A 21004-nucleotide genomic window follows, 5' to 3' on the forward strand; every position below is an offset into this window, starting at 1 on the left:
TAAGACAGGACTCCAATTCATGGCATACACCACCTTTTCACAGACGAAAAACGACCAGCTCAAAGAGCCGATGTTCTTCGGGCAACCGGTCAACGTGGCACGCTACGATCAGCAAAAATATGACATCTTCGAAAAGCTGATTGAAAAGCAACTCTCCTTCTTCTGGCGCCCGGAAGAAGTTGACGTCTCTCGCGATCGTATCGATTTCCAGGCGTTGCCGGAGCACGAAAAGCATATCTTCATCAGCAACCTGAAGTACCAGACGCTGCTGGACTCCATTCAGGGCCGTAGCCCGAACGTGGCGCTGCTGCCGCTGATCTCCATTCCGGAGCTGGAAACCTGGGTGGAAACCTGGGCGTTTTCTGAGACCATCCACTCCCGCTCTTACACCCACATTATCCGCAACATCGTTAACGATCCGGCGGTGGTGTTTGACGATATCGTCACTAACGAGCAGATCCAGAAACGTGCTGAAGGTATTGCGCACTACTACGACGAACTGATCGAGATGACCAGCTACTGGCATCTGCTGGGCGAAGGCACCCACACCGTGAACGGCAAAACCGTCACCGTGAGCCTGCGCGCGCTGAAGAAACAGCTTTACCTGTGCCTGATGAGCGTTAACGCACTGGAAGCCATCCGCTTCTACGTGAGCTTCGCCTGCTCCTTCGCTTTTGCGGAACGCAAGCTGATGGAAGGTAATGCCAAAATCATCCGTCTGATCGCCCGTGACGAGGCCCTGCACCTGACCGGCACACAGCATATGCTGAACCTGCTGCGCAGCGGTACAGACGATCCGGAGATGGCTGAGATTGCCGAAGAGTGCAAACAGGAGTGCTATGACCTGTTCGTGCTGGCCGCTCAGCAGGAGAAAGAGTGGGCAGACTACCTGTTCCGCGACGGCTCCATGATTGGCCTGAACAAAGACATCCTGTGCCAGTATGTTGAGTACATCACCAACATCCGTATGCAGGCGGTCGGGCTTGAGCTGCCGTTCAAAACCCGCTCTAACCCAATTCCGTGGATCAACACCTGGCTGGTATCCGATAACGTGCAGGTTGCGCCACAGGAAGTGGAAGTCAGTTCTTATCTGGTCGGGCAGATTGACTCTGAAGTTAATACCGACGACCTGAGCGACTTCCAGCTCTGATGAGCCGCGTAACGCTTAGCCTTTCCGGTACCGAAGTGCTGTGCCGGGAAGAACACCCTTCCCTGTTGATTGCGCTTGAGGCGCATCAGGTTGAAGTGGAGTATCAATGCCGCTCAGGCTATTGCGGCTCATGTCGCTGCCGTTTAGTCGCCGGACAAGTGGACTGGCTGACCGAACCGCTGGCCTTCATCAACGAAGGTGAAATTTTGCCCTGCTGCTGCCGGGCAAAAGGCGATATAGAGATTGAGATGTAAACCGCCCCTCCGGGCGACATAAAAAAGGGCCTTACGGCCCTTTTTCTTTTACTTCAAAAACTGCACGGCTTTATCCGGGAAATCGGTGAACAGCCCGTCCACCCCGGCCTGGTTATACAGCACGTCGTACAGCTGGTTTACGTCCGTCACATAAGCCGGTAGCTGGTCCGCACGCACCGTATACGGATGAACCTGCATATGACTGGCGTGCGCCTCTTTCACCATTGCCGTCAGCTTGACGTGGCCTGGCGTTGAGCCTTCCGCCACCAGCATATGGTAATCCGGTCCGATACCGTCGGCGTACTGCGCGATCTGTTTCATTGCGCCCGGCTTAAACATCCAGTCGTAGTTGTAATTCACCCACGTGCCGTCGGGCTGTTTCTCCTGAGTTTCATTCCAGTCGGTGTAGGCAATCAGCTGTACCAGATTGAGATCCATCCCTCTCTTTGGCGCCAGCTCGCTTTTGATGCGCTTCAGCTCAGCGGCGTCAAAACACTGCAGATAGACTTTGTCGCGCTTGCTGGTGTAGCCGTACTTTTTCAGCACGTCCAGCGTCTTCGCGGCAATGTCCTTCCCTTCCTGATGGTGGAACCACGGCGCTTTTATCTCCGGGTAGATGCCGATGTTTTTCCCGGTTGAGTGGTTCAGTCCCTGAACAAACTCAATCTCTTCTTCGAAGGTATGGATGCGAAAATCAGATTTACCCATCGGGAAACGTCCCGGATAGACCTGCACCTTCTTGCCGTTTTCAACCTCGAAACCCTCGGTAAACTTCAGCGAACGAATCTCATCCAGCGTAAAGTCAATGGCGTAGTAGCGACCATCTTTGCGGGCGCGGGCCGGGAAACGCTCAGCCACGTCCGTCACGCGGTCAAGATAGTGGTCATGAAGGACGACCAGCTGGTCGTCACGGGTCATCACCAGATCCTGCTCGAGATAATCTGCCCCCTGCGCATAGGCCATTGCTTTTGCCGGGAGCGTGTGCTCTGGCAGATAGCCGCTTGCGCCGCGATGGGCGATAACCATTTTCTCGTTAGCCAGCGCTGAGCCTGTCATCAGGCCCGCCAGCAGCAGGCCCGTTGCTACGTAAGTTAATTTCATCAGCCTTCTCCTTATTGACGACGCGCCTGCATTTCGGCGTGATGACGTTTTTCACCAATCATCACCACAATCAACAGCAGCACCGCCAGCACGCTACCGCCAATCATCACCATAAAGCCGCCGTCCCAGCCGAAGAAGTCAACGGTGTAGCCCACAATGGCGCTCGCCGCGACCGAACCGCCCAGGTAACCGAACAGACCGGTAAAGCCGGCCGCCGTACCTGCCGCTTTCTTCGGCGCCAGCTCCAGGGCATGCAGACCAATCAGCATCACCGGGCCGTAAATCAGGAAGCCGATGACGATCATACAGGCCATATCGATTGACGGGTTACCCGGCGGGTTGAGCCAGTAAACCACGGTGGCAATGGTCACCAGCGTCATAAAGAAGACGCCCGTCGCACCACGGTTACCCCGGAACACTTTGTCCGACATCCAGCCGCAAATCAGCGTCCCCGGGATCCCGGCGTACTCATAGAGGAAGTAAGCCCAGGAGGATTTATCCAGCGCGAAATGCTTCACCTCTTTCAGATAGGTAGGTGACCAGTCGAGGATGCCGTAACGCAGCAGGTACACGAAGACGTTGGCCACCGCGATATACCACAGCAGTTTGTTGGGCAGGACGTACTTCATGAAGATCTGTTTGGCCGTCAGCTCTTCTTCATGCTGCTCGCTGTAATCATCCGGATAGTCGTTTTTGTACTCTTCAATCGGCGGCAGGCCACAGGACTGCGGCGTGTCACGCATCAGGGCGAAAGCGATAACCGCCACCAGAATGGCACCAAAGGCAGGCATATAAAGCGCGGCTTTCCAGTCGTTAAACCACGCCATCCCCAGCAGGAACAGCAGAGGTGGAATACCGCCACCGACGTTATGCGCGCAGTTCCACACCGACACGATGCCGCCACGCTCTTTCTGCGACCACCAGTGCACCATGGTGCGCCCGCAAGGCGGCCACCCCATTCCTTGGAACCAGCCACAGAGGAACAGCAGCACGAACATCACGGCGATGCTGGAGGTTGCCCATGGCACAAAGCCCATGAACAGCATCACCGCTGCCGCCAGGATCAGACCCGCAGGCAGGAACACGCGTGGATTCGAGCGATCGGACACTGAGCCCATGATGAATTTGGAAAAACCGTAGGCGATAGAGATCCCCGACAGCGCGAACCCCAGATCGCCACGAGAAAAGCCCTGCTCCACCAGATACGGCATGGCGAGCGCAAAGTTTTTACGTACCAGGTAGTACGCCGCGTACCCGAAGAAGATCCCCAGGAAGATTTGCCAACGCAGACGACGGTATAGCGGATCAATTTCTGCCTCTGGCAGACGCGCCCGATGCGGCGCAGGTTTGAAGATACTGAGCATGACAGCCTCCGTGGCCAGGTATTGAATTTACAGGGGTTTAACTGCCCCACACTCCAGAGAGGCGGCGATGTTAAGAAATCACGGTGATTGTTACTGTGAATCAACGCACAAATTGTTACAGAAATATGACAATGTGCGCAGAAAAGCGCATGGAATCACGTTTCACTTTCGAATTTCGTTCGTTTATGTTCGAAATCAAACAAACCACAGTTTTGATGTGGCTAAATGGTAAAAAACGAACACAGAGGGATAACAATGACAATTCACGATCCTCGCTACAGCGATGTGATTATCATTGGCGGTGGCGCGACCGGCGCCGGCATCGCACGCGACTGCGCCCTGCGTGGGCTGAGCGTCACGCTTCTGGAGCGCCATGACATTGCGACGGGCGCAACCGGGCGCAATCATGGTCTGCTACACAGTGGTGCCCGTTACGCGGTGACCGACCCCGAATCCGCGCGGGAATGCATTGCTGAAAACCAGATCCTCAGACGCATTGCCCGCCACTGCATTGAACCGACCAACGGTCTGTTCATTACGCTTCCTGAAGACGATCTCTCATTTCAGCCAACCTTTGTGACCGCCTGCCGCGCTGCAGGGATTGAGGCTGACGTCATCGACCTCGAACTCGCGCGTCGTCTGGAACCGTCTGTCAACCCGGCCCTTATCGGTGCGGTGAAGGTCCCGGACGGTACGGTTGACCCTTTCCGCCTGACCGCCGCGAACATGCTGGACGCCCGTGAACATGGCGCACAGGTTCTGACCGGGCAGGAAGTGACCGGGCTTATCCGTGAAGGGAACCGCGTCTGCGGCGTACGTGTTTTTGATACGCAGTATAAGGAGCATGGCGAACTGTACGCCGCCGTGGTAGTCAACGCGGCGGGGATCTGGGGGCAACGCATCGCGGAGTACGCCGAGCTGTCTGTGCGCATGTTCCCGGCAAAAGGCTCGCTGCTGATCCTCGACCACCGCATTAACAACCACGTGATCAACCGCTGCCGCAAACCTTCTGATGCCGACATCCTGGTGCCGGGCGATACCATTTCGCTTATCGGCACCACCTCAACCCACGTGGACTATAGCGAGATTGATTACAACCGCGTGACCGCCGACGAGGTGGATATCCTGCTGCGCGAAGGGGAAAAGCTGGCCCCTGTGATGGCGCAGACCCGAATTCTTCGCGCCTATGCCGGCGTGCGCCCTCTGGTGGCGAGCGATAACGACCCGAGCGGGCGCAACGTCAGCCGTGGCATCGTGCTGCTCGACCACGCCGCGCGCGATGGTATGGACGGGTTTATCACCATCACCGGCGGTAAGCTGATGACCTACCGCCTGATGGCCGAGTGGGCAACCGATGCCGTCTGTCGCAAGCTGGGTAACAGCGAACGGTGTATGACCGCAGAGCAACCTCTGCCCGGCTCGCGTCAGTCCACCGAGAAAACGCTGCAAAAAATCATCTCCCTTTCCGCCCCCCTGCTCGGTTCCGCCATCTATCGCCATGGAGACCGCACGCCGGTCTGGCTGGGGGAAGGACGGCTGAGCCGTAGCCTGGTGTGTGAATGCGAAGCCGTCACGGCGGGTGAAGTGCAATACGCCGTGGAGAATCTGACCGTCAACAGCCTGCTTGATTTACGTCGGCGCACCCGCGTGGGCATGGGCACCTGCCAGGGTGAGCTGTGCGCCTGCCGTGCGGCCGGGTTGTTACAACGTTTTCATACCACCACTGCCACCCAGTCGCTGGCACAACTCAGTGATTTCCTGAACGAACGCTGGAAAGGCATTCAGCCTGTCGCCTGGGGTGATGCCCTGCGTGAAAGCGAGTTTACCCGCTGGGTCTACCAGGGGCTGTGCGGTCTTGAGAAGGAGCAACAGGATGAAATTTGATACCGTGATTGTCGGTGGTGGGCTGGCGGGTCTGCTCTGTGGTATCAGGCTAACGAAGCAGGGGCTGCGCTGCGCCATCATCACCCGGGGCCAGAGCGCACTGCACTTCTCGTCGGGTTCGCTGGATCTGCTGGATGAGGCGTATCGCGATGCCCTGCCGCCAGAGCATCCCTATAACCTGACGGGCAGAGACACGGTCGACCGCTTCGCCCATGAAGCCGAAACCCTTCTGGCCGAGTGCGGCGCACGGCTGCAGGGTAACGCCCGGAAAAATCATCATCGGGTTACCCCACTCGGCACCCTGCGCTCTGCCTGGCTCAGCCCGGAAGAGGTGCCTGTTGCCCCCTTCAACGCAGGACGGGTCCTGGTCGTGGGTATTAGCGGTTTTCTTGATTTCCAGCCCCACCTCGCTGCGGCATCGCTCTGTCGCCAGGGCGTGAACGCACACACGGCTGAGATAGAGCTTCCTGAGCTTGACGTCCTGCGCGACAACCCGAGCGAGTTTCGCGCGGTGAATATTGCCCGTTTTCTCGATAACGACGATAAATGGCCGCTGCTGTATGCCGCGCTCCGGCCGCTTGCCGAAGGTTGCGACACGCTGTTTATGCCCGCCTGCTTTGGCTTAAGCGACAACCGGCTCTGGCGCTGGCTCTCGGATCGCCTGCCCTGCTCGCTTGGCCTGCTGCCGACGCTTCCCCCTTCTGTCCCCGGCATTCGCCTGCATACCCAGCTTCAGCGGCGGTTTATCGCTCAGGGTGGCGTGTGGATGGCGGGTGACGAGGTGAAAAAAATCACCCTGACGGATGGTTCGGTGAGCGAAGTCTGGACGCGTAATCACGCTGATATTCCGCTTCGCGCGCGTTATACGGTGCTGGCAAGCGGCAGTTTCTTCAGCAACGGGCTGCTGAGCCGTCGGGACGGCATCCAGGAGGCCATTATGGGGCTGGATGTCCGGCAAACGCCCTCCCGCGCGGACTGGTATCAGAGTGATTTCTTCACCCCGCAACCCTGGCAGCAGTTCGGCGTGATTGTCGATAAGCAACTGCACCCGCAACTTTCTGGTCAGCCGGTCAGTAATCTCTATGCCATTGGCTCTCTTCTGGGGGGATACGATCCCATCGCTCAGGGTTGCGGCGGCGGGGTCTGCGCCATCACGGCGCTGTATGTGGCAGAGCAAATTGGCCAGCGCATGGAGGCTGAGCAATGAACGATACCCGGTTTGAAAGCTGCATCAAATGCACAGTTTGTACCACCGTCTGCCCGGTCAGCGGTGTGAATCCGCGCTACCCGGGCCCGAAACAGGCCGGGCCTGACGGCGAGCGCCTGCGTCTGAAAGACGGTGCGCTGTATGATGAGGCGCTGAAATACTGCATCAACTGTAAACGTTGCGAAGTGGCCTGTCCGTCGGACGTGAAGATTGGCGATATCATCCAGCGAGCCCGCGCGCGTTACAGCACGCAAAAGCCGTCCCTGCGCGATGCGATCCTGAGTCACACCGACCTGATGGGCAGTGTCTCCACGCCTTTTGCCCCGCTGGTGAATGCTGCAACGTCTCTCAAGCCGGTGCGAAAACTGCTGGATGCGACGCTGAAGATAGACCACCACCGCAGCCTGCCAAAATACTCTCACGGAACCTTCCGGCGCTGGTATACATCCGTGGCAGCGGAACAGGCGCAGTACACCGATCAGGTCGCGTTCTTCCACGGCTGCTATGTCAACTACAACCACCCGCAACTGGGAAAAGATCTGCTGAAAGTACTCAACGCGATGGGGACCGGCGTGCAGCTCCTGAATAAAGAGAAGTGCTGCGGTGTGCCGTTGATTGCCAACGGTTTTACCGATAAGGCGCGCAAACAAGCCAAAAGCAACGTCACGTCCCTGCGCGAGGCCATCGTTGATAAAGGAATTCCGGTGCTGGCCACCTCGTCCACCTGTACCTTCACCCTGCGTGATGAGTATCCGCACCTGCTGGACGTGGATAACACCGGTCTGCGCGAGCACATTGAGCTGGCGACGCGTTTCCTGTGGCGCAAACTGGACAGCGGGCAGACGCTGCCGCTGCGGGAACTACCGCTGAAAGTGGTGTATCACACACCGTGTCATATGGAGAAAATGGGCTGGTCGCTCTATACGCTTGAGCTGTTGCGGCTCATTCCGGGGCTGGAGCTGACGGTGCTGGACTCGCGCTGCTGCGGCATTGCGGGCACTTACGGCTTTAAGCGAGAAAACTACGAAACGTCACAGGCGATCGGCGCCCCGCTGTTTCGCCAGATTGAAGAGAGCGGCGCAGATATCGTGGTCACCGACTGCGAAACCTGCAAGTGGCAGATAGAGATGTCTACCAGCAAGCGCTGCGAGCATCCGATCACTCTGCTGGCGAAGGCGCTGGGCTAAACCGTGCCGGGGCAAAACGCCCCGGCAAAGGCATCACTCAACAAACAGCGATTCGACAACATTAATCCAGCCGTGCTCGCTGGCCACCTCTTTACCCTTCAGCCAGCGGCGCAGCATGTTCAGCGCCATCATGGCGCAGACCTCCTGACGTACCGCCAGACTGTGGCGAGTAATGCTCATTTTAACCCGCAAAGCATGCGTGCCTTCCGGCGTCGCCAGCGCAAAGTTGAGATGTTCCTCATCCAGCCCCCCCACAAACAGCGCCAGGCCAGCAAAATGTTTCACCCTTCTTTCCGAAGCCCAGCGCGCGGTCTGCGCCAGCGTTTCCTGCTGGAACGGCACCACTTCACTGGCCAACAGCGGCGCACTGGCGCGCGACAGCTGTAGCGCCAGCAGGCCGCCGGTGAACTGTTCGCTTAAGGTCACGCTCAGCTGCCGAGACTGCAGATGTGACGCAATCTGCGCCGGCAGCCCCTCGGTGCCTTCAAAGATCAGGCTTTCACCTGCGACGCGCTGCACCTCCGGCCAGAGCGCCAGCATCGCCGCCTTCTCTGAGGCCGGTCCTGTCAGCTTGAGTTCAATGATAGGCATGGAGGAGCGGTAGCCCATTGAGACACCGGGTGGCAGGGAGAGATGATCAAGACTCTGGGCCAGATCGCTTTCGGAGCGGCCAAACGTGGTCAGACGCAGGCAGAGCGGAGGCTCAGGCAGGGTAAAACGTTCGCGAAGGCGCGGCAGGATCTGCTGCTCGACCATCACTTTAAATTCTGACGGTACGCCCGGCGTGAAGAACATCAGGCAGCGGTTCAGCGTAATGGCAAACCCACACGCGGTACCCACGGGGTTATCGACCAGTTCGGCGCTGGCGGGAATTTCCGCCTGCTTGCGGTTGCTGGGTGCCATAACACGGCCACGTTCGGAGAAGAAACGCTCCATCTGCGCCAGCCACTCTTCATGCAGCACCAGCCCTTCACCTTTTGCGGTCGCGGCGGCCAGGGCGCTGAGATCGTCGCTGGTGGGACCGAGCCCGCCGTTCACAATCAACACGTCGGCGTGTTCGCTACGCTCGCGCAGCACATTCACCAGTGACTCAAGATTGTCGCCCACCGTATTGCGACGCGTTAACGGTAATCCTTGCTCAAAGAAAAGATCGGCAAGCCAGGCAGCATTGGTATCAATAATTTGTCCATGCAGCACTTCGTCGCCGGTGGATAACATCTCCACGTTAATCATTGTGTTCTCCCGCTTATATGGTCAAAACACTATAGCGCAAATGGATGTCGGGAGAAGAGAGAAACTGGCGCGACAGAGTGCCGCGCCGGCGTGATTAGAACCCTGCGCTGACCCCCACGTACGGGCCGTCAGCCAGTGCGTTGTCGCGGTTGCCGTCTTTACCCGCCAGGTTCAGATAGCGATAGCCTGCTTCAATCGTAATCGGATGCATGATGGTCCAGCGCGCGCCCGCGTTGGCTTCTTCATAGCTGTCGATACCGCTGGAGAGCGAATCCGGTGAGTAGTAATACTCGCCGAACAGGCCGAAGCTATCGCCAATTTTCCACTGCAGGCCGCCGCCTACCGCCGCCGCGTAACCTTCATCACCGTCGTTCGGGTTAGTGTAAATCCCCTTACCGCCCACGGTGGCCAGGAACGGGCCAAGCGGAATGTTCAGACCCAGGCCGAGGCTTGCCGCATCGCCATCGTCATCGTTATGTGTCCAGCCGCCGGTCATCGCCAGACCGGAGGTCTCGGTCCCAAGGCCAAAACCGAGGTGAGTATAATCCTGACCCGCCGAGCCGTTGAAGCTGATGGCGTTCGCCGCCGAAGAAACAACCATCAGGCCTAAGCCCACTAATGCCACTTTTTTCATTGTCGTGATCCCGCACAATTTTATAGAGAAGTCCCAAAACCGCGAGATTTTAACCTGAGTCGCCCGGGGATCAAGCACTCTGCGTGCGGCAGGCGAGGAGTTTGTAACGATTTGATACCCGGTGTTTTTTTACGTGAGCAGCAGAAAACGCATTTTAACGCTCAGGCCACCCAGCGTTTCGCTGCGCGTCAGCTGCAAAGGACTTCGGTGCAGACGGGCAATATCAGCGGCCAGCGCCAGCCCGATCCCTGACCCGGCGGCATCTCCGACGTTATCCAGCCGGTGGAAAGGCAGCACCGCCTGCTGGATCTGGTCCTCTTCGATGCCCGGACCACTGTCCTCCACGCTCAGCTCAACGGCGCCCTGGTCCGTTCGCAGGAGCACGGTCACTGTCCCTTCTGCAGGGGTATATTTGATCGCATTCTCCAGCAGGTTGGCGCACAACTCCCCCAGCAGCACGTCATCCCCTTCGATCATAACCGGCTGCTGCAGACCGTCATAGCCCAGGTCAATCGCTTTACTGCGCGCCTGCGCCAGCCGGGAGAAGCAGCAGTTTTGCACCACCTGAACCAAATCCACCGGCGCAAACTGGCCCTCCCCCTGCTCCTTACGCTTCACCGCGGAAAGCTGCAGCAGCCGTTCGGTCAGTACAATGGTGTCATCCAGGGTCGCATTCATTGCCCGCAGGCTCTCCTGCCATAGGGCGGGATCCTGACGCGTCAGGGCAACGGAGACCTGGGTTTTCAGCACCGCCAGCGGGGTTTTGAGCTGATGCGAGGCATCCGCGTTGAAGCGTTCCTGACGCGACAGCACGCCGCGCAGCCTGTCGATATAGCGGTTGAACGCCACAATCAGCAGCCGGGTCTCAGACCAGGGCAACAACTCCGGCAGCGGCGCGAGCAGGCCAGGATCACGGCGCACCATCAGCGAAGAGAGCTGGCGCATTGGGCGCAGTACGCGACGCAACAACCACGCGGTCAACACCAGGGTCAGCAGCACCAGCAATCCCTGAGAGACCCATGATGAAAAGAGCAACTGACTGGCGAGATAGCGGCGGGACTGGAGCGTCTCCGCAACATAAATCTCCGCCATGCCGACGATATTCCCTTCATTGACGGGCTGCAGCAGACGCGCGACACGGATCGCCTGCCCGCGATATTCGGTGTGATAAAACCAGGCCAGCGCCGGATAGAGCGTGGTGCGGGATGTTGCCGGGGGCATCCGGGGCAGATCGTCATAACCGGAGATCACCCGCCCGTCGGGATCGACCACTTTATAATAGAGCCGGTCGTTCATATTGAGTTCAAAGCTGTCGAGCACCACCCAGGGAACATTCACGCCCAGCCTGCCGTCGTGAACCTCCAGCCGCTCCGATATTGTTCGGGCAGAGGATAACAGCGTGCGGTCGTAAGCCTGCGTGGCCGCCTGCAATGCGCTGACATAGCTGTTAAATGCCGACAACCCCCACAGCAACAGCAACGGAAGCCCAAGAAACAGCAGCAGTTGCAGGTAAAGCGACTGCGGCTTAACCCACCTCATCGCCGCACTCCAGCACATAACCCAGTCCGCGAAGGGTGGTGACCCTCACGCCGCTACCGCTGAGCTTTTTGCGCAGACGATGAATATAGAGATCGATACTCTCCGGGCTAACGTCGTCATTCAGGCTAAACACCTGATCGAACAGCTGCTGTCGGGAAACGGGCCGGGTCCGGCGATGCATCAACACCTTCAGCAGCGACAGTTCACGCGGCGTGAGCGACAGAGGCTCGTCGCGCAGCAGGAAAAAGCCTTCGTCGTCATATTCCAGCTCCCCAAGGCGCTGACGCTCCTGCGTTCGCCCTTCGCTTCTGCGCAACAGGGCGCGCAGCCGCGCGTCAAGCTCCTCCAGCTCAAACGGTTTCGGCAGATAATCATCCGCCCCGGCGTTGAGCCCTTTCACCCGGTCCGCCACGTTGCTGCGCGCGGTGAGAAACAGGACGGGCAGCGTCTGACCGCGTTTACGCAGACGATGCACAACCTCCAGACCGTCAAAGCCGGGCATTCCGATGTCCAGAATGGCAACCGCATAGCTTTCTCCCTGCAGCAGATGGTCGGCGGCGCGCCCGTCAGAAACGCAGTCCACGGCAAAGCCCCCCTGCACCAGCGCTTTCTCCAGCCAGTGAGCCAGCTCACGATTATCTTCCGCGAGTAAGAGACGCATATCACATCCTGTAAAGTTGGTGTCGCATTGAAAGGGAAATGAAAGGTTATTGTTTTAACAATCACGCAACGGAACCGCTACAAGGTGGTTCACATAATCAGAAAAAAGCCCCGTACCCGTACTCCCGGAACTCCGGCGTGAGGATAAACGATGAAAAAACAACTACTTTCGACGCTTGCTGCAAGCGTATTGATGATAAGTGCCTCTGTCGTTCAGGCGCAGGATGCCCCGTCCCGCACCGAGTGCATCGCGCCGGCGAAACCCGGCGGCGGTTTCGATCTCACCTGCAAACTCATTCAGGTCAGCATGCTGGAGACCGGCGCTATCGCAAAACCCATGCGCGTGACCTATATGCCCGGCGGCGTGGGTGCCGTTGCGTACAACGCGATTGTCGCGCAACGCCCTGCGGAAGCCGGCACGGTGGTGGCTTTCTCCGGTGGCTCGCTGTTGAACTTGTCTCAGGGGAAGTTTGGCCGCTACGGCGTGGATGATGTGCGCTGGCTGGCAACCGTCGGTACCGACTACGGCATGATTGCCGTGCGCGCGGATTCACCGTGGAAATCCCTGAAAGACCTGCTGACCGCCATGGAAAAAGATCCGAACAGCGTGGTGATTGGCGCCGGTGCCTCCATCGGCAGCCAGGACTGGATGAAAGCCGCCCTGCTGGCACAACAGGCGAAGGTTGATCCTCACAAGATGCGCTACGTGGCGTTTGAAGGAGGCGGCGAACCGGTGACGGCGCTGATGGGAAATCACGTTCAGGCGGTATCCGGCGATCTCAGTGAAATGGTGCCCTACCTGAACGGCGATAAAATCCGCGTGCTGGCGGTCTTCTCTGAGAACCGCCTGCCGGGCCAGCTGGCGAACGTCCCTACCGCAAAAGAACAGGGTTATGACCTGGTCTGGCCGATTATCCGCGGTTTCTTCGTCGGGCCAAAAGTGACCGATGCCGAATATCAGTGGTGGGTCGAAACCTTCAATAAACTCCAGCAGACCGAAGCGTTTAAAAAGCAGCGCGATCTGCGCGGGCTGTTTGAGTTCAACCTGAGCGGCAAGCCGCTGGATGAGTACGTCAAAAAACAGGTCAATGACTATCGCGAACAGGCGAAAGCCTTTGGCCTTGCCAAATAACCGGAGGCGGTATGAGCGATCGTATTTTTGCCGGGATTTGGCTGCTGCTCTGCGTCGGTGGGATGTTCGTCGCCTGGCAGATCCACAGCGAATACAGCTATGAACCGGTGGGGCCGCGCCCCTTCCCGATGGGCATTGTTGGACTGATGCTGCTCTGCTCGGTGGCCCTGCTGCTCCGTCATCCGGATACCGTAGAGTGGCCACCGCGCCGTATTCTGCAGCGTCTGCTGGTGATGGTCATCGTTCTGCTGATGTACGCCTGGGGTTTTGAGTGGCTCGGCTTTCCAGTGGCAACCGCCATCCTGACGATGGTGATCGGCATGCTGTTTAACGCCACCCTCCCGGCGGCGGGGATTTCCGGCGCGGTAATGGGGATCTTGCTGTGGTTTGCCTTTGACCGCCTGCTGGATGTGACCTTACCGCTCGGCGCATGGTTTAATTAACGGAGCACGCTATGGATACCTGGATTTATCTCTCGCAGGGGTTCGCCGTGGCGATGACCCCGGAAAACCTGGTGATAGCCCTGATCGGCTGCTTTGTCGGGACCATTGTGGGTCTGCTGCCCGGCCTTGGGCCGATTAACGGCGTTGCCATTTTACTCCCGCTGGCGTTTGCCCTGCATCTGCCTGCGGAATCGGCGCTGATCCTGCTGGCGACGGTGTATATAGGCTGTGAATATGGCGGGCGTATTTCCTCCATTCTGCTGAACGTGCCCGGCGATGCGGCGGCCATTATGACCGCGCTGGATGGCTACCCGATGGCACGGCAGGGTCGCGGTGGCGTGGCGCTGTCCATCTCCGCGGTCAGTTCATTTTGTGGTTCGCTGATTGCCATCGGCGGTATCATTCTGTTTGCCCCAGCGCTGGCCCAGTGGTCGCTGGCGTTTGGTCCGGCAGAGTATTTTGCGCTGATGGTCTTTGCCATCGCCTGTCTCGGCAGCATGATGGCGCAGAATCCGCTGAAATCATTTTTGTCCGCGCTGATTGGCTTAGGGTTAGCCACCGTCGGCGTGGATGCCAACACCGGGGTTTATCGCTTTACCTTTGACAGCGTGCACCTTTCCGACGGCGTGCAGTTTATCGTGGTCGTGATTGGCCTGTTCTCGGTCTCTGAAATTTTATTGATGCTGGAGCATACCAGCAGCGGACAGACGCTGGTGCGTAAAACGGGCCGCATGCTTTTCAGTGCCAAAGAGGGCGCACAGTGTATCGGCGCGACGCTGCGTTCGTCGGTGATTGGCTTCTTCGTCGGCATTCTGCCGGGGGCCGGGGCCACCATCGCCAGCGCCATCACTTACATGACCGAGAAAAAGCTCAGCGGCAACAGTGACAGCTTCGGCAAGGGCGACATTCGCGGGGTAGCGGCCCCAGAGGCTGCGAATAACGCCTCGGCCTGCGGTTCGTTTATCCCGATGCTGACCCTTGGCGTGCCGGGCTCGGGCACCACGGCGGTGATGATGGGCGCGCTGACGCTCTATAACATTACGCCTGGACCGGCCATGTTTACCGAGCAGCCGGATATTGTCTGGGGGCTGATTGCAGCGCTGCTGATCGCCAACGTGATGCTGCTGGTCATGAACATTCCGCTGATTGGTCTGTTCACCCGGATGCTGACAATTCCCCTGTGGTTCCTGGTGCCGGCTATCGCGGCCGTCTCTGCGGTGGGGGTGTATGCGGTACATAGCACCACTTTCGATCTGGTGCTGATGGTGCTGCTTGGCGCACTGGGCTACATCCTGCGTAAGATGCACTTCCCGATGTCGCCGCTGATTTTAGGCTTTGTGCTGGGAGAGATGCTGGAGCAGAACCTGCGCCGCGCCTTGTCCATCAGCAACGGCAATATGTCTATTCTGTGGGACAGCAGCGTGACGAAGGTGCTGTTAGCGATGGCCATCCTGGTGATTGTGGTTCCGCCGGTATTGCGTCTGCTACGTCGCCGCCAGCGCAAACCGGCACCGGATATCGGTTGATTATCCTTTCAACAGACGGGTGACCCACTGTTTTAATGCCTGGCGGGAGATCTTAATCCCGCCATTTTTAAGCTCTGCCGGCAGCATCAGCCAGTGCACCGGCTGCTCAAAGCGCGCCAGTTTACCCTGTACCCATGCCGGGAAGCCGGTGATATCGGTTCCCGGTTCACACTCCACCACCGCCACCGGACGCTGACCGAACTCGGCGTCATCGAGTGGGACGATAAACGCCTGGTTTATCTGCGGATGGCGGGCAATAACCCGCTCAAGGCTTTCCGGCTGGATCCCTTCGCCCCCGCTGAAAAAGAGGTTGTCCATTCGGCCAAGGATCGTCAGGCGCCCGTCATGCCATTCCCCGCGATCGCGGGTGGCAAACCAGCCCTGTGCATTGGTCAGCGGAATCAATGCACCGTCCCGCCAGTAACCTGCGGCCATACTTTGCGCTTTGATCCACACTTCACCGTCAACCACCCGCACCTCTCTGCCCGGCAACGCAGCGCCGACGTCCGGTTCACCGTCCGCCTCTTTGGCACAAACCGTTGAGGCAAACTCCGTCAGACCGTAGCCACAGAAAGTGCGGATCCCCCGCTGGCCCGCCTGCTGAGTCAGGTCAACGGGGATCGCGGCCCCACCAAGCAGTACGGCTTTCAGCGCGACAGGCTGATGTGCATTAAGCAGACGCCAGAGCTGCGTCGGTACCAGTGAGGCATGCGTACAGCCCTGCAGGGCCTGCGCCAGCGGCTGCTTCTCGCGGACGGTTAAGCGCGCGCCGGCCTGCAGCCAGCGCCACAAAATCCCCTGCCCGGAGACATGAAACAGCGGCAGGGAGAGCAGCCAGTCGTCTTCATCGTCGTAGGGCATCAGCGAAAGCACGCCGCGCGCACTGGCAAGATGGGCGGCACAGGTATGGACCGCCGCCTTGGGTAAACCGGTTGAACCGGATGTCAGCGTCATGGAAGCCAGCCGCGACGGTTGCCACGCCACGCGACACCCGCCCGGCGCCTCGCGCATACTGAGCGCGACCAGCCCGTCGTAGACGCCGTCCAGCACCAGGGCAAAGCGCAGCGTCATCTGCGGGAGCAACACGTCCAGCAGCGGGTGCGGCAGCTGCGGGTTAACGGGAAGAATACGTGCCCCGCACTGAAGCAATGCCAGCCACGCCATCAGGGTTTGCGGGTGATTATGCGCCAGCAGCAGTACGCCGTCGCCCTCCTGCACACCCTGCAGCTGAAAGCCCGCGGCCAGTCTGTCGATGCGCGCACACAGCTGTTGCCAGCTGAGCGTCTCATCGTTCAGCCTCAGGGCCGGTTTATCAGCATACTGCGCGCACCAGTGTCGCCACGGCCAGTCGGTAAAACTCATAGCAACGGCTCCAGCCCCTCAACGTCAAGGAGCGGCAGCGTGCTGTCTGGCCACGGACGGATAAGCTGATTTTGCATCAGGTTCAGCGTATCGAGACCGGGGACAGTGTCTGGCGTTAACCAGGCGGCAATGCGCGCCAGTTGGGTTAGCCCCAGGCTGGACTCAATCGAAGAGCTAATGACCGCCGTCAGCCCGGCGGCATGGGCCGCCGCGACCTGTTCGCGTACCTTAGCAAGGCTGCCGGTCAACGTCGGTTTAATGACCACCGCGCGGACACCCGGTTCGGCGACAAACGCAAAGCCGTCTTCACGCAGGCTTTCATCCCACGCGATGGCAATGCCGGTTTCACGGGCAAACGCCCGGGAATCGTCGCGAGTTTTACACGGCTCTTCCAGAAACGCGATACGACTGCGGTACGCCGGGTTTACGTACTTCGCGAACTGCTGCGCCTTCAGCGGCGTCCAGGCGCGGTTAGCATCCAGACGCAGATGCAGGTCGGGCAATGCTTCCAGTAAGAGGTTAGCGACCATTCCATCGCGCACCGCTTCATAGAGACCGACTTTGATTTTCGCCACTTTCTCGCCCGGCATGGCGGCGAGCAGCGCAAACAGTTCATCCGGATCACCCGTACAGAGCGGTGCCGCGCGGTAATTAGCCTCTGCAGGCAAGCTACCGTCCAGCTCTGCCAGCGCGCAGCTAATACCAAAAGCCGCGGAAGGCACCTCCGGCAACGCCGGGTTCGCGCCCTCACGCCACTCACTGGCCCACGCCAGCAATACCGCCTGCGCGTCCTCCAGCGATTCAAGGCTAAAGCCCGGCAGCGGCGAAATCTCGCCCCAGCCTTCCTGCTCGTCCTGCTGCAGATGCACCAGCATGCCATCACGGGTTTTTAACCGCCGTTCACGCAGCACCACGCCCGCGTCCATCGGTATCTGCCAGCGGTAAACCTGCGCGCGACGCATTACGGATTCCGTTTATATTTGCTGAAGTCAGGCTGGCGTTTTTCGTTAAAGGCGTTGCGACCTTCCTGCCCTTCTTCGGTCATGTAGAACAGCATGGTGGCGTTACCTGCCAGCTCCTGCAGACCTGCCTGACCGTCACAGTCGGCATTCAGGGCCGCTTTCAGGCAGCGCAGCGCCATTGGGCTGTTTTGCAGCATTTCACGACACCAGCGCACGGTCTCTTTCTCGAGGTCGGCAATTGGCACCACGGTGTTCACCAGACCCATATCCAGCGCTTCCTGAGCAGTGTACTGACGGCACAGGAACCAGATTTCGCGGGCTTTTTTCTGACCGACAATACGCGCCATGTAGGAAGCACCCCAGCCACCATCGAACGACCCCACTTTCGGGCCTGTCTGGCCAAAGATGGCGTTCTCTGCGGCAATGGTCAGGTCACACATCATGTGAAGCACATGGCCGCCGCCGATGGAGTAGCCTGCCACCATCGCCACCACCGGTTTTGGACAGGTGCGGATCTGGCGCTGGAAATCGAGCACGTTCAGGTGGTGAACGCCAGAGTCATCCTGGTATCCGCCGTAATCGCCGCGCACTTTCTGATCGCCACCGGCACAGAACGCTTTTTCACCTTCGCCGGTCAGGACGATAACACCGATGTTGTCGTCATAGCGCGCGTCTGCCAGCGCCTGAATCATCTCTTTGACGGTCAGCGGACGGAACGCGTTACGCACCTGCGGGCGGTTGATGGTGATTTTGGCAATGCCGTCTGCGGATTTGTGGTAACGAATGTCGGAGTAACCTTCGGAGCAGTCTTGCCATTCAACCGGCGCATAGAGCATGTGTTCATCAGGATAGATCATAGAGAGTCCTTTATTCGAAGACGCAGTATCTGAGCCAGACTCGCAGCAACCGCAGCGGGGTTTTCCCGGTGGGCGTTGTGTCCGGCATGGGGGATCGCATGGCGTACGGCGTGCAGTTCAGCCGCAAGGGCTTTGAACTTCTCATCACGTTCACCATATAAATAATCAAAAGCGACGTTGCAGGCGCTCAGTCCCGGACGCAAATCAGGCTGCACGGCCAGCGAGGTGGCCTCGAGCATCATCGCCAGAGTCGCGCCATTGTTCTGGCTACGCAGGCGAATAAGCGCTTGCCGCTGAACGTCCGTCAGGGAAGCAAATACGGGTTGTCGGTACCAGTCGGTGAAAACCACGTCGAGCGCCTCGGTACGAAAGCGCCGCGCCCAGCGGCGATCGGATGCCAGCCGCGCACTCCGCTCACCGGCATCCTGTAGCCCGGGATGGCCGCCTTCCACAATAATGCCCTTAAGCCCCTCTGGCTGCTGGCAGGCATGGAACATCGCAATGCGGCCGCCGAGGGAGTACCCCACCAGCCAGAAATTCAGTATGTTGTAACTAAGCAGGGTTCGGGTCAGCAAATCGCTCATCTCCTCGAACCCGGTCACGCCAGTATTGCCGGAATCACCGTGCCCCGGCAGGTCGAGATACAGCTGCGGGTAATCGCTCAGCGCCGCCCCGACCGTCTGCCACTCGCGGCAATCCCCGGAAAAACCGTGCAAAAAGACCAGCCAGGGATAACCTGGCTTTCCAGCCTGCTGCACGCCCGCGAGGATCACAGGTGGCTTACCTGGGCCAGCAGGCTTTGCAGTTTCTGCGCGCCGTCAGCATCGTTCACCACCAGCTCGATCAGCGTTGCACCGGGCTGTCGCCAGGCGCTGCTCAGGGCCGCATCAAGCGCTTCCCAGCTTTCCGGGCGATGGTATTTCAGGCTGAACATTGCCGCGGCGTGTTCAAACTGCACGTTCTGCGGCATCAGATAGAAACGCTCACGTTCGCTCTGCGGGGTGGGCAGCAGGGAGAAAATCTGTCCACCGTTGTTGTTAACCACAATCAGCACAAACGGTGCCGAAACCTGACGCAGCAGCGCCAGGGCATTGAGGTCGTACAGTGCGGAGAGATCGCCGACGATCGCCAGCGTAGACTTCGCGCTGGCACGCTGTACGCCCGCCGCCGTGGAGATCAACCCGTCAATGCCGCTGGCCCCCCGGTTACTGTAGACCGGGTAACCGGCTGGCAGCTTTGAAAAGGCATCTATCAGGCGAACCACCAGGCTGTTGCCGACAAACAGCTGCCCCTGCTCGGGCAGATACTGACGAATACGGTGTGCCAGCCCGGCCTCACTGAACGCTTCGCAGCTCGCCTGGGTTAACGCCCAGGCCTGTTCCGAAAGCGCCGGGATCGCAACGGCCCAGGGCTTGCGTTTTTCAGCCGGATGGAGCGCAAGCCAGGCGTCAATCTCACTGACCAGACGACGACCACGATGGTGTGCCGGGTCGAGCCGCCCGTCCAGCGAGTCCACCAGCCAGTACTCTTCTGGATCACAGGTTGCCTGCCACTGCAGTAACCGTTTGCCGGTCAGGCTTGAGCCGAGCTGGACAATAATCTGCGCCTGCGAAAGCTCGGTGACCGCCTTCGCATTCCCCAGCCAGAGATCGGCACACGGCAGCGGCTGACCGGTCTGGGAAAGTACGTCGCCAATCAGCGGCCAGCCAAGGGTTTGCGCCCATTCCGCAACCAGCTTGCCTTGCGCGGCGCTCATGCGCCCGGCAACCACCACGCCACGCTTCTGCCGCCAGAAGAACCAGTCACGTTGTCTGGCGCTTTCAGGATGCGGTTGTGCACGCAGCCACGGCTTTTCACTTTGCCACCACTCACCCAGGGTGCGCTGCCATTCAAGTCCGGTGTCATCCATTTCGCCATACAGCGGTTCGGCAAACGGACAGTTAATATGCAGCGCCCCGCTGCGCAGTGTCCCGATGGCATGATCGATTGTCGAGACCAGCCAGCTTGCCGGAATATCCTGAGTAGGACGCGGTAGTGCGATTGCCTGTGAAGGATGCGAGGCAAAGATGCCCGGCTGACGAATGGCCTGGTTGGCGCCACAGTCGATAAGCTCGGGGGGACGATCCGCGGTCAGCAGGATCAGTTTCTCCCCGGTTAATCCGGCTTCGATCAACGCCGGATAGAGGTTTGCCACCGCGGTACCGGAGGTCACAATCACCGCCACAGGCTCGTTGCTGACTTTCGCCAGCCCCAGCGCCAGATGGCCAAGCCCGCGTTCATCAAAATGAGTGTGGTGAATAAATGCCCGGTTTTCAGCGGCCGCCAGCGTCAGCGGCGTTGAACGAGAACCCGGTGCAATACACACGTGCCTGACGCCATGGCGAGTCAGGGCTTCAAGGATCACCGCCGCCCAGCGTCGGTTAAAAGAACTTACTGACATGAGATTGTCCGGTATCAAGAATGCGACACAGTATAAATAATAGAAAAAATTGGAATTTTGATATGAATC

At 59.0% G+C, this 21004-nt stretch carries 19 protein-coding genes; 8 read left to right on the top strand and 11 right to left on the bottom strand.

All coding sequences use genetic code 11. The features are described from left to right. The first annotated feature begins 19 nt into the window (after positions 1 to 19). Together nrdB and yfaE are read left to right on the top strand one after the other, a co-directional pair. Complete coding sequence (gene nrdB / locus JTA15_RS10715) at positions 20 to 1150, top strand: class Ia ribonucleoside-diphosphate reductase subunit beta (RefSeq protein WP_014170966.1); 1131 nt, start codon at positions 20 to 22, stop codon at positions 1148 to 1150. Then, a complete protein-coding gene (yfaE, locus tag JTA15_RS10720) occupies positions 1150 to 1404 on the top strand; it encodes a class I ribonucleotide reductase maintenance protein YfaE (protein ID WP_014170967.1) in 255 nt (84 codons plus the stop codon). Before nrdB ends, yfaE begins: the two co-directional genes overlap by 1 nt. A gap of 48 nt (positions 1405 to 1452) precedes the next feature. On the opposite strand, the gene glpQ is transcribed toward yfaE, so the two are convergent. After that, complete coding sequence (glpQ, locus tag JTA15_RS10725; protein WP_219373212.1) at positions 1453 to 2505, bottom strand: glycerophosphodiester phosphodiesterase; 1053 nt, start codon at positions 2503 to 2505, stop codon at positions 1453 to 1455. A gap of 11 nt (positions 2506 to 2516) precedes the next feature. Continuing rightward, positions 2517 to 3869: a glycerol-3-phosphate transporter gene (glpT, locus tag JTA15_RS10730; RefSeq protein WP_025203601.1), complete on the bottom strand. Its 1353-nt coding sequence runs from the start codon at positions 3867 to 3869 to the stop codon at positions 2517 to 2519. 255 nt (positions 3870 to 4124) lie between these two features. Between glpT and glpA the strand changes: the two genes are divergently transcribed. The 3 genes from glpA to glpC are packed head-to-tail and all read left to right on the top strand — an operon-like array spanning position 4125 to position 8147. Continuing rightward, entirely contained in the window at positions 4125 to 5753 is a 1629-nt protein-coding gene (gene glpA, locus JTA15_RS10735; protein WP_219373213.1) for an anaerobic glycerol-3-phosphate dehydrogenase subunit A, read from the top strand. Beyond that, complete coding sequence (glpB, locus tag JTA15_RS10740; RefSeq protein WP_047742954.1) at positions 5743 to 6960, top strand: glycerol-3-phosphate dehydrogenase subunit GlpB; 1218 nt, start codon at positions 5743 to 5745, stop codon at positions 6958 to 6960. The genes glpA and glpB overlap by 11 nt, the downstream gene beginning before the upstream one ends. Then, positions 6957 to 8147, top strand: a complete 1191-nt coding sequence (gene glpC / locus JTA15_RS10745; protein WP_020883157.1) for an anaerobic glycerol-3-phosphate dehydrogenase subunit GlpC — start codon at positions 6957 to 6959, stop codon at positions 8145 to 8147. The genes glpB and glpC overlap by 4 nt, the downstream gene beginning before the upstream one ends. A gap of 33 nt (positions 8148 to 8180) precedes the next feature. Here glpC and JTA15_RS10750 read toward each other — a convergent pair whose 3' ends face one another. From JTA15_RS10750 to tctD, 4 genes are all read right to left on the bottom strand, one after another. Then, positions 8181 to 9380: a nicotinamide mononucleotide deamidase-related protein YfaY gene (locus JTA15_RS10750; RefSeq protein WP_219373214.1), complete on the bottom strand. Its 1200-nt coding sequence runs from the start codon at positions 9378 to 9380 to the stop codon at positions 8181 to 8183. Between the two features lie 94 nt (positions 9381 to 9474). Continuing rightward, entirely contained in the window at positions 9475 to 10014 is a 540-nt protein-coding gene (locus JTA15_RS10755) for a YfaZ family outer membrane protein (RefSeq protein ID WP_032678603.1), read from the bottom strand. Between the two features lie 129 nt (positions 10015 to 10143). After that, the gene (locus tag JTA15_RS10760; RefSeq protein WP_219373215.1) at positions 10144 to 11553 is read right to left on the bottom strand and encodes a sensor histidine kinase; all 1410 of its coding nucleotides are present in this window, start codon (positions 11551 to 11553) and stop codon (positions 10144 to 10146) included. Then, positions 11540 to 12214 carry a transcriptional regulator TctD gene (tctD, locus tag JTA15_RS10765; RefSeq protein WP_078774633.1) on the bottom strand — a complete coding sequence of 225 codons (675 nt, stop codon included), beginning with the start codon at positions 12212 to 12214 and terminating at the stop codon, positions 11540 to 11542. Before tctD ends, JTA15_RS10760 begins: the two co-directional genes overlap by 14 nt. A 150-nt stretch (positions 12215 to 12364) precedes the next feature. Here tctD and JTA15_RS10770 point away from each other — a divergent pair, with 150 nt between their 5' ends. Genes JTA15_RS10770 through JTA15_RS10780 form a run of 3 tightly spaced genes read left to right on the top strand, consistent with a single transcriptional unit; the run spans position 12365 to position 15314 of the window. Then, on the top strand, positions 12365 to 13345 hold the full coding sequence (locus tag JTA15_RS10770; protein ID WP_014170977.1) for a tripartite tricarboxylate transporter substrate binding protein: 981 nt from the start codon (positions 12365 to 12367) through the stop codon (positions 13343 to 13345). An 11-nt stretch (positions 13346 to 13356) separates the two neighbouring features. Further along, complete coding sequence (locus JTA15_RS10775) at positions 13357 to 13788, top strand: tripartite tricarboxylate transporter TctB family protein (protein WP_020883153.1); 432 nt, start codon at positions 13357 to 13359, stop codon at positions 13786 to 13788. 11 nt (positions 13789 to 13799) lie between these two features. Further along, positions 13800 to 15314 carry a tripartite tricarboxylate transporter permease gene (locus JTA15_RS10780; RefSeq protein WP_068794832.1) on the top strand — a complete coding sequence of 505 codons (1515 nt, stop codon included), beginning with the start codon at positions 13800 to 13802 and terminating at the stop codon, positions 15312 to 15314. Here the strand turns inward: JTA15_RS10780 and menE are convergent, their stop codons facing one another. The 5 genes from menE to menD are packed head-to-tail and all read right to left on the bottom strand — an operon-like array spanning position 15315 to position 20935. Beyond that, positions 15315 to 16676, bottom strand: a complete 1362-nt coding sequence (gene menE, locus JTA15_RS10785; RefSeq protein WP_214579530.1) for an o-succinylbenzoate--CoA ligase — start codon at positions 16674 to 16676, stop codon at positions 15315 to 15317. Next, the gene (gene menC, locus JTA15_RS10790) at positions 16673 to 17638 is read right to left on the bottom strand and encodes an o-succinylbenzoate synthase (protein ID WP_219373216.1); all 966 of its coding nucleotides are present in this window, start codon (positions 17636 to 17638) and stop codon (positions 16673 to 16675) included. The genes menE and menC overlap by 4 nt, the downstream gene beginning before the upstream one ends. Then, complete coding sequence (gene menB / locus JTA15_RS10795) at positions 17638 to 18495, bottom strand: 1,4-dihydroxy-2-naphthoyl-CoA synthase (protein WP_014170982.1); 858 nt, start codon at positions 18493 to 18495, stop codon at positions 17638 to 17640. The genes menC and menB overlap by 1 nt, the downstream gene beginning before the upstream one ends. Further along, complete coding sequence (menH, locus tag JTA15_RS10800) at positions 18492 to 19268, bottom strand: 2-succinyl-6-hydroxy-2,4-cyclohexadiene-1-carboxylate synthase (protein WP_185791080.1); 777 nt, start codon at positions 19266 to 19268, stop codon at positions 18492 to 18494. The genes menB and menH overlap by 4 nt, the downstream gene beginning before the upstream one ends. Continuing rightward, complete coding sequence (menD, locus tag JTA15_RS10805) at positions 19265 to 20935, bottom strand: 2-succinyl-5-enolpyruvyl-6-hydroxy-3-cyclohexene-1-carboxylic-acid synthase (RefSeq protein ID WP_134178559.1); 1671 nt, start codon at positions 20933 to 20935, stop codon at positions 19265 to 19267. Before menD ends, menH begins: the two co-directional genes overlap by 4 nt. Between the last annotated feature and the right edge of the window lie 69 nt (positions 20936 to 21004).

It is taken from the genome of Enterobacter sp. BIDMC 29 (assembly GCF_019378755.1).
In the GTDB taxonomy this organism is placed as follows: domain Bacteria; phylum Pseudomonadota; class Gammaproteobacteria; order Enterobacterales; family Enterobacteriaceae; genus Enterobacter; species Enterobacter ludwigii.

Bases quoted from the DNA above. Each gene is read 5' to 3' on its own strand.
- glpT (WP_025203601.1), bottom strand. From the start codon at position 3,869: ATGCTCAGTATCTTCAAACCTGCGCCGCATCGGGCGCGTCTGCCAGAG.
- JTA15_RS10780 (WP_068794832.1), top strand. From the start codon at position 13,800: ATGGATACCTGGATTTATCTCTCGCAGGGGTTCGCCGTGGCGATGACC.
- menD (WP_134178559.1), bottom strand. From the start codon at position 20,935: ATGTCAGTAAGTTCTTTTAACCGACGCTGGGCGGCGGTGATCCTTGAA.
- JTA15_RS10755 (WP_032678603.1), bottom strand. From the start codon at position 10,014: ATGAAAAAAGTGGCATTAGTGGGCTTAGGCCTGATGGTTGTTTCTTCG.
- menE (WP_214579530.1), bottom strand. From the start codon at position 16,676: ATGAGTTTTACCGACTGGCCGTGGCGACACTGGTGCGCGCAGTATGCT.
- nrdB (WP_014170966.1), top strand. From the start codon at position 20: ATGGCATACACCACCTTTTCACAGACGAAAAACGACCAGCTCAAAGAG.
- glpB (WP_047742954.1), top strand. From the start codon at position 5,743: ATGAAATTTGATACCGTGATTGTCGGTGGTGGGCTGGCGGGTCTGCTC.
- tctD (WP_078774633.1), bottom strand. From the start codon at position 12,214: ATGCGTCTCTTACTCGCGGAAGATAATCGTGAGCTGGCTCACTGGCTG.
- JTA15_RS10775 (WP_020883153.1), top strand. From the start codon at position 13,357: ATGAGCGATCGTATTTTTGCCGGGATTTGGCTGCTGCTCTGCGTCGGT.
- JTA15_RS10750 (WP_219373214.1), bottom strand. From the start codon at position 9,380: ATGATTAACGTGGAGATGTTATCCACCGGCGACGAAGTGCTGCATGGA.
- glpC (WP_020883157.1), top strand. From the start codon at position 6,957: ATGAACGATACCCGGTTTGAAAGCTGCATCAAATGCACAGTTTGTACC.
- menB (WP_014170982.1), bottom strand. From the start codon at position 18,495: ATGATCTATCCTGATGAACACATGCTCTATGCGCCGGTTGAATGGCAA.
- JTA15_RS10760 (WP_219373215.1), bottom strand. From the start codon at position 11,553: ATGAGGTGGGTTAAGCCGCAGTCGCTTTACCTGCAACTGCTGCTGTTT.
- yfaE (WP_014170967.1), top strand. From the start codon at position 1,150: ATGAGCCGCGTAACGCTTAGCCTTTCCGGTACCGAAGTGCTGTGCCGG.
- menC (WP_219373216.1), bottom strand. From the start codon at position 17,638: ATGCGTCGCGCGCAGGTTTACCGCTGGCAGATACCGATGGACGCGGGC.
- JTA15_RS10770 (WP_014170977.1), top strand. From the start codon at position 12,365: ATGAAAAAACAACTACTTTCGACGCTTGCTGCAAGCGTATTGATGATA.
- glpQ (WP_219373212.1), bottom strand. From the start codon at position 2,505: ATGAAATTAACTTACGTAGCAACGGGCCTGCTGCTGGCGGGCCTGATG.
- glpA (WP_219373213.1), top strand. From the start codon at position 4,125: ATGACAATTCACGATCCTCGCTACAGCGATGTGATTATCATTGGCGGT.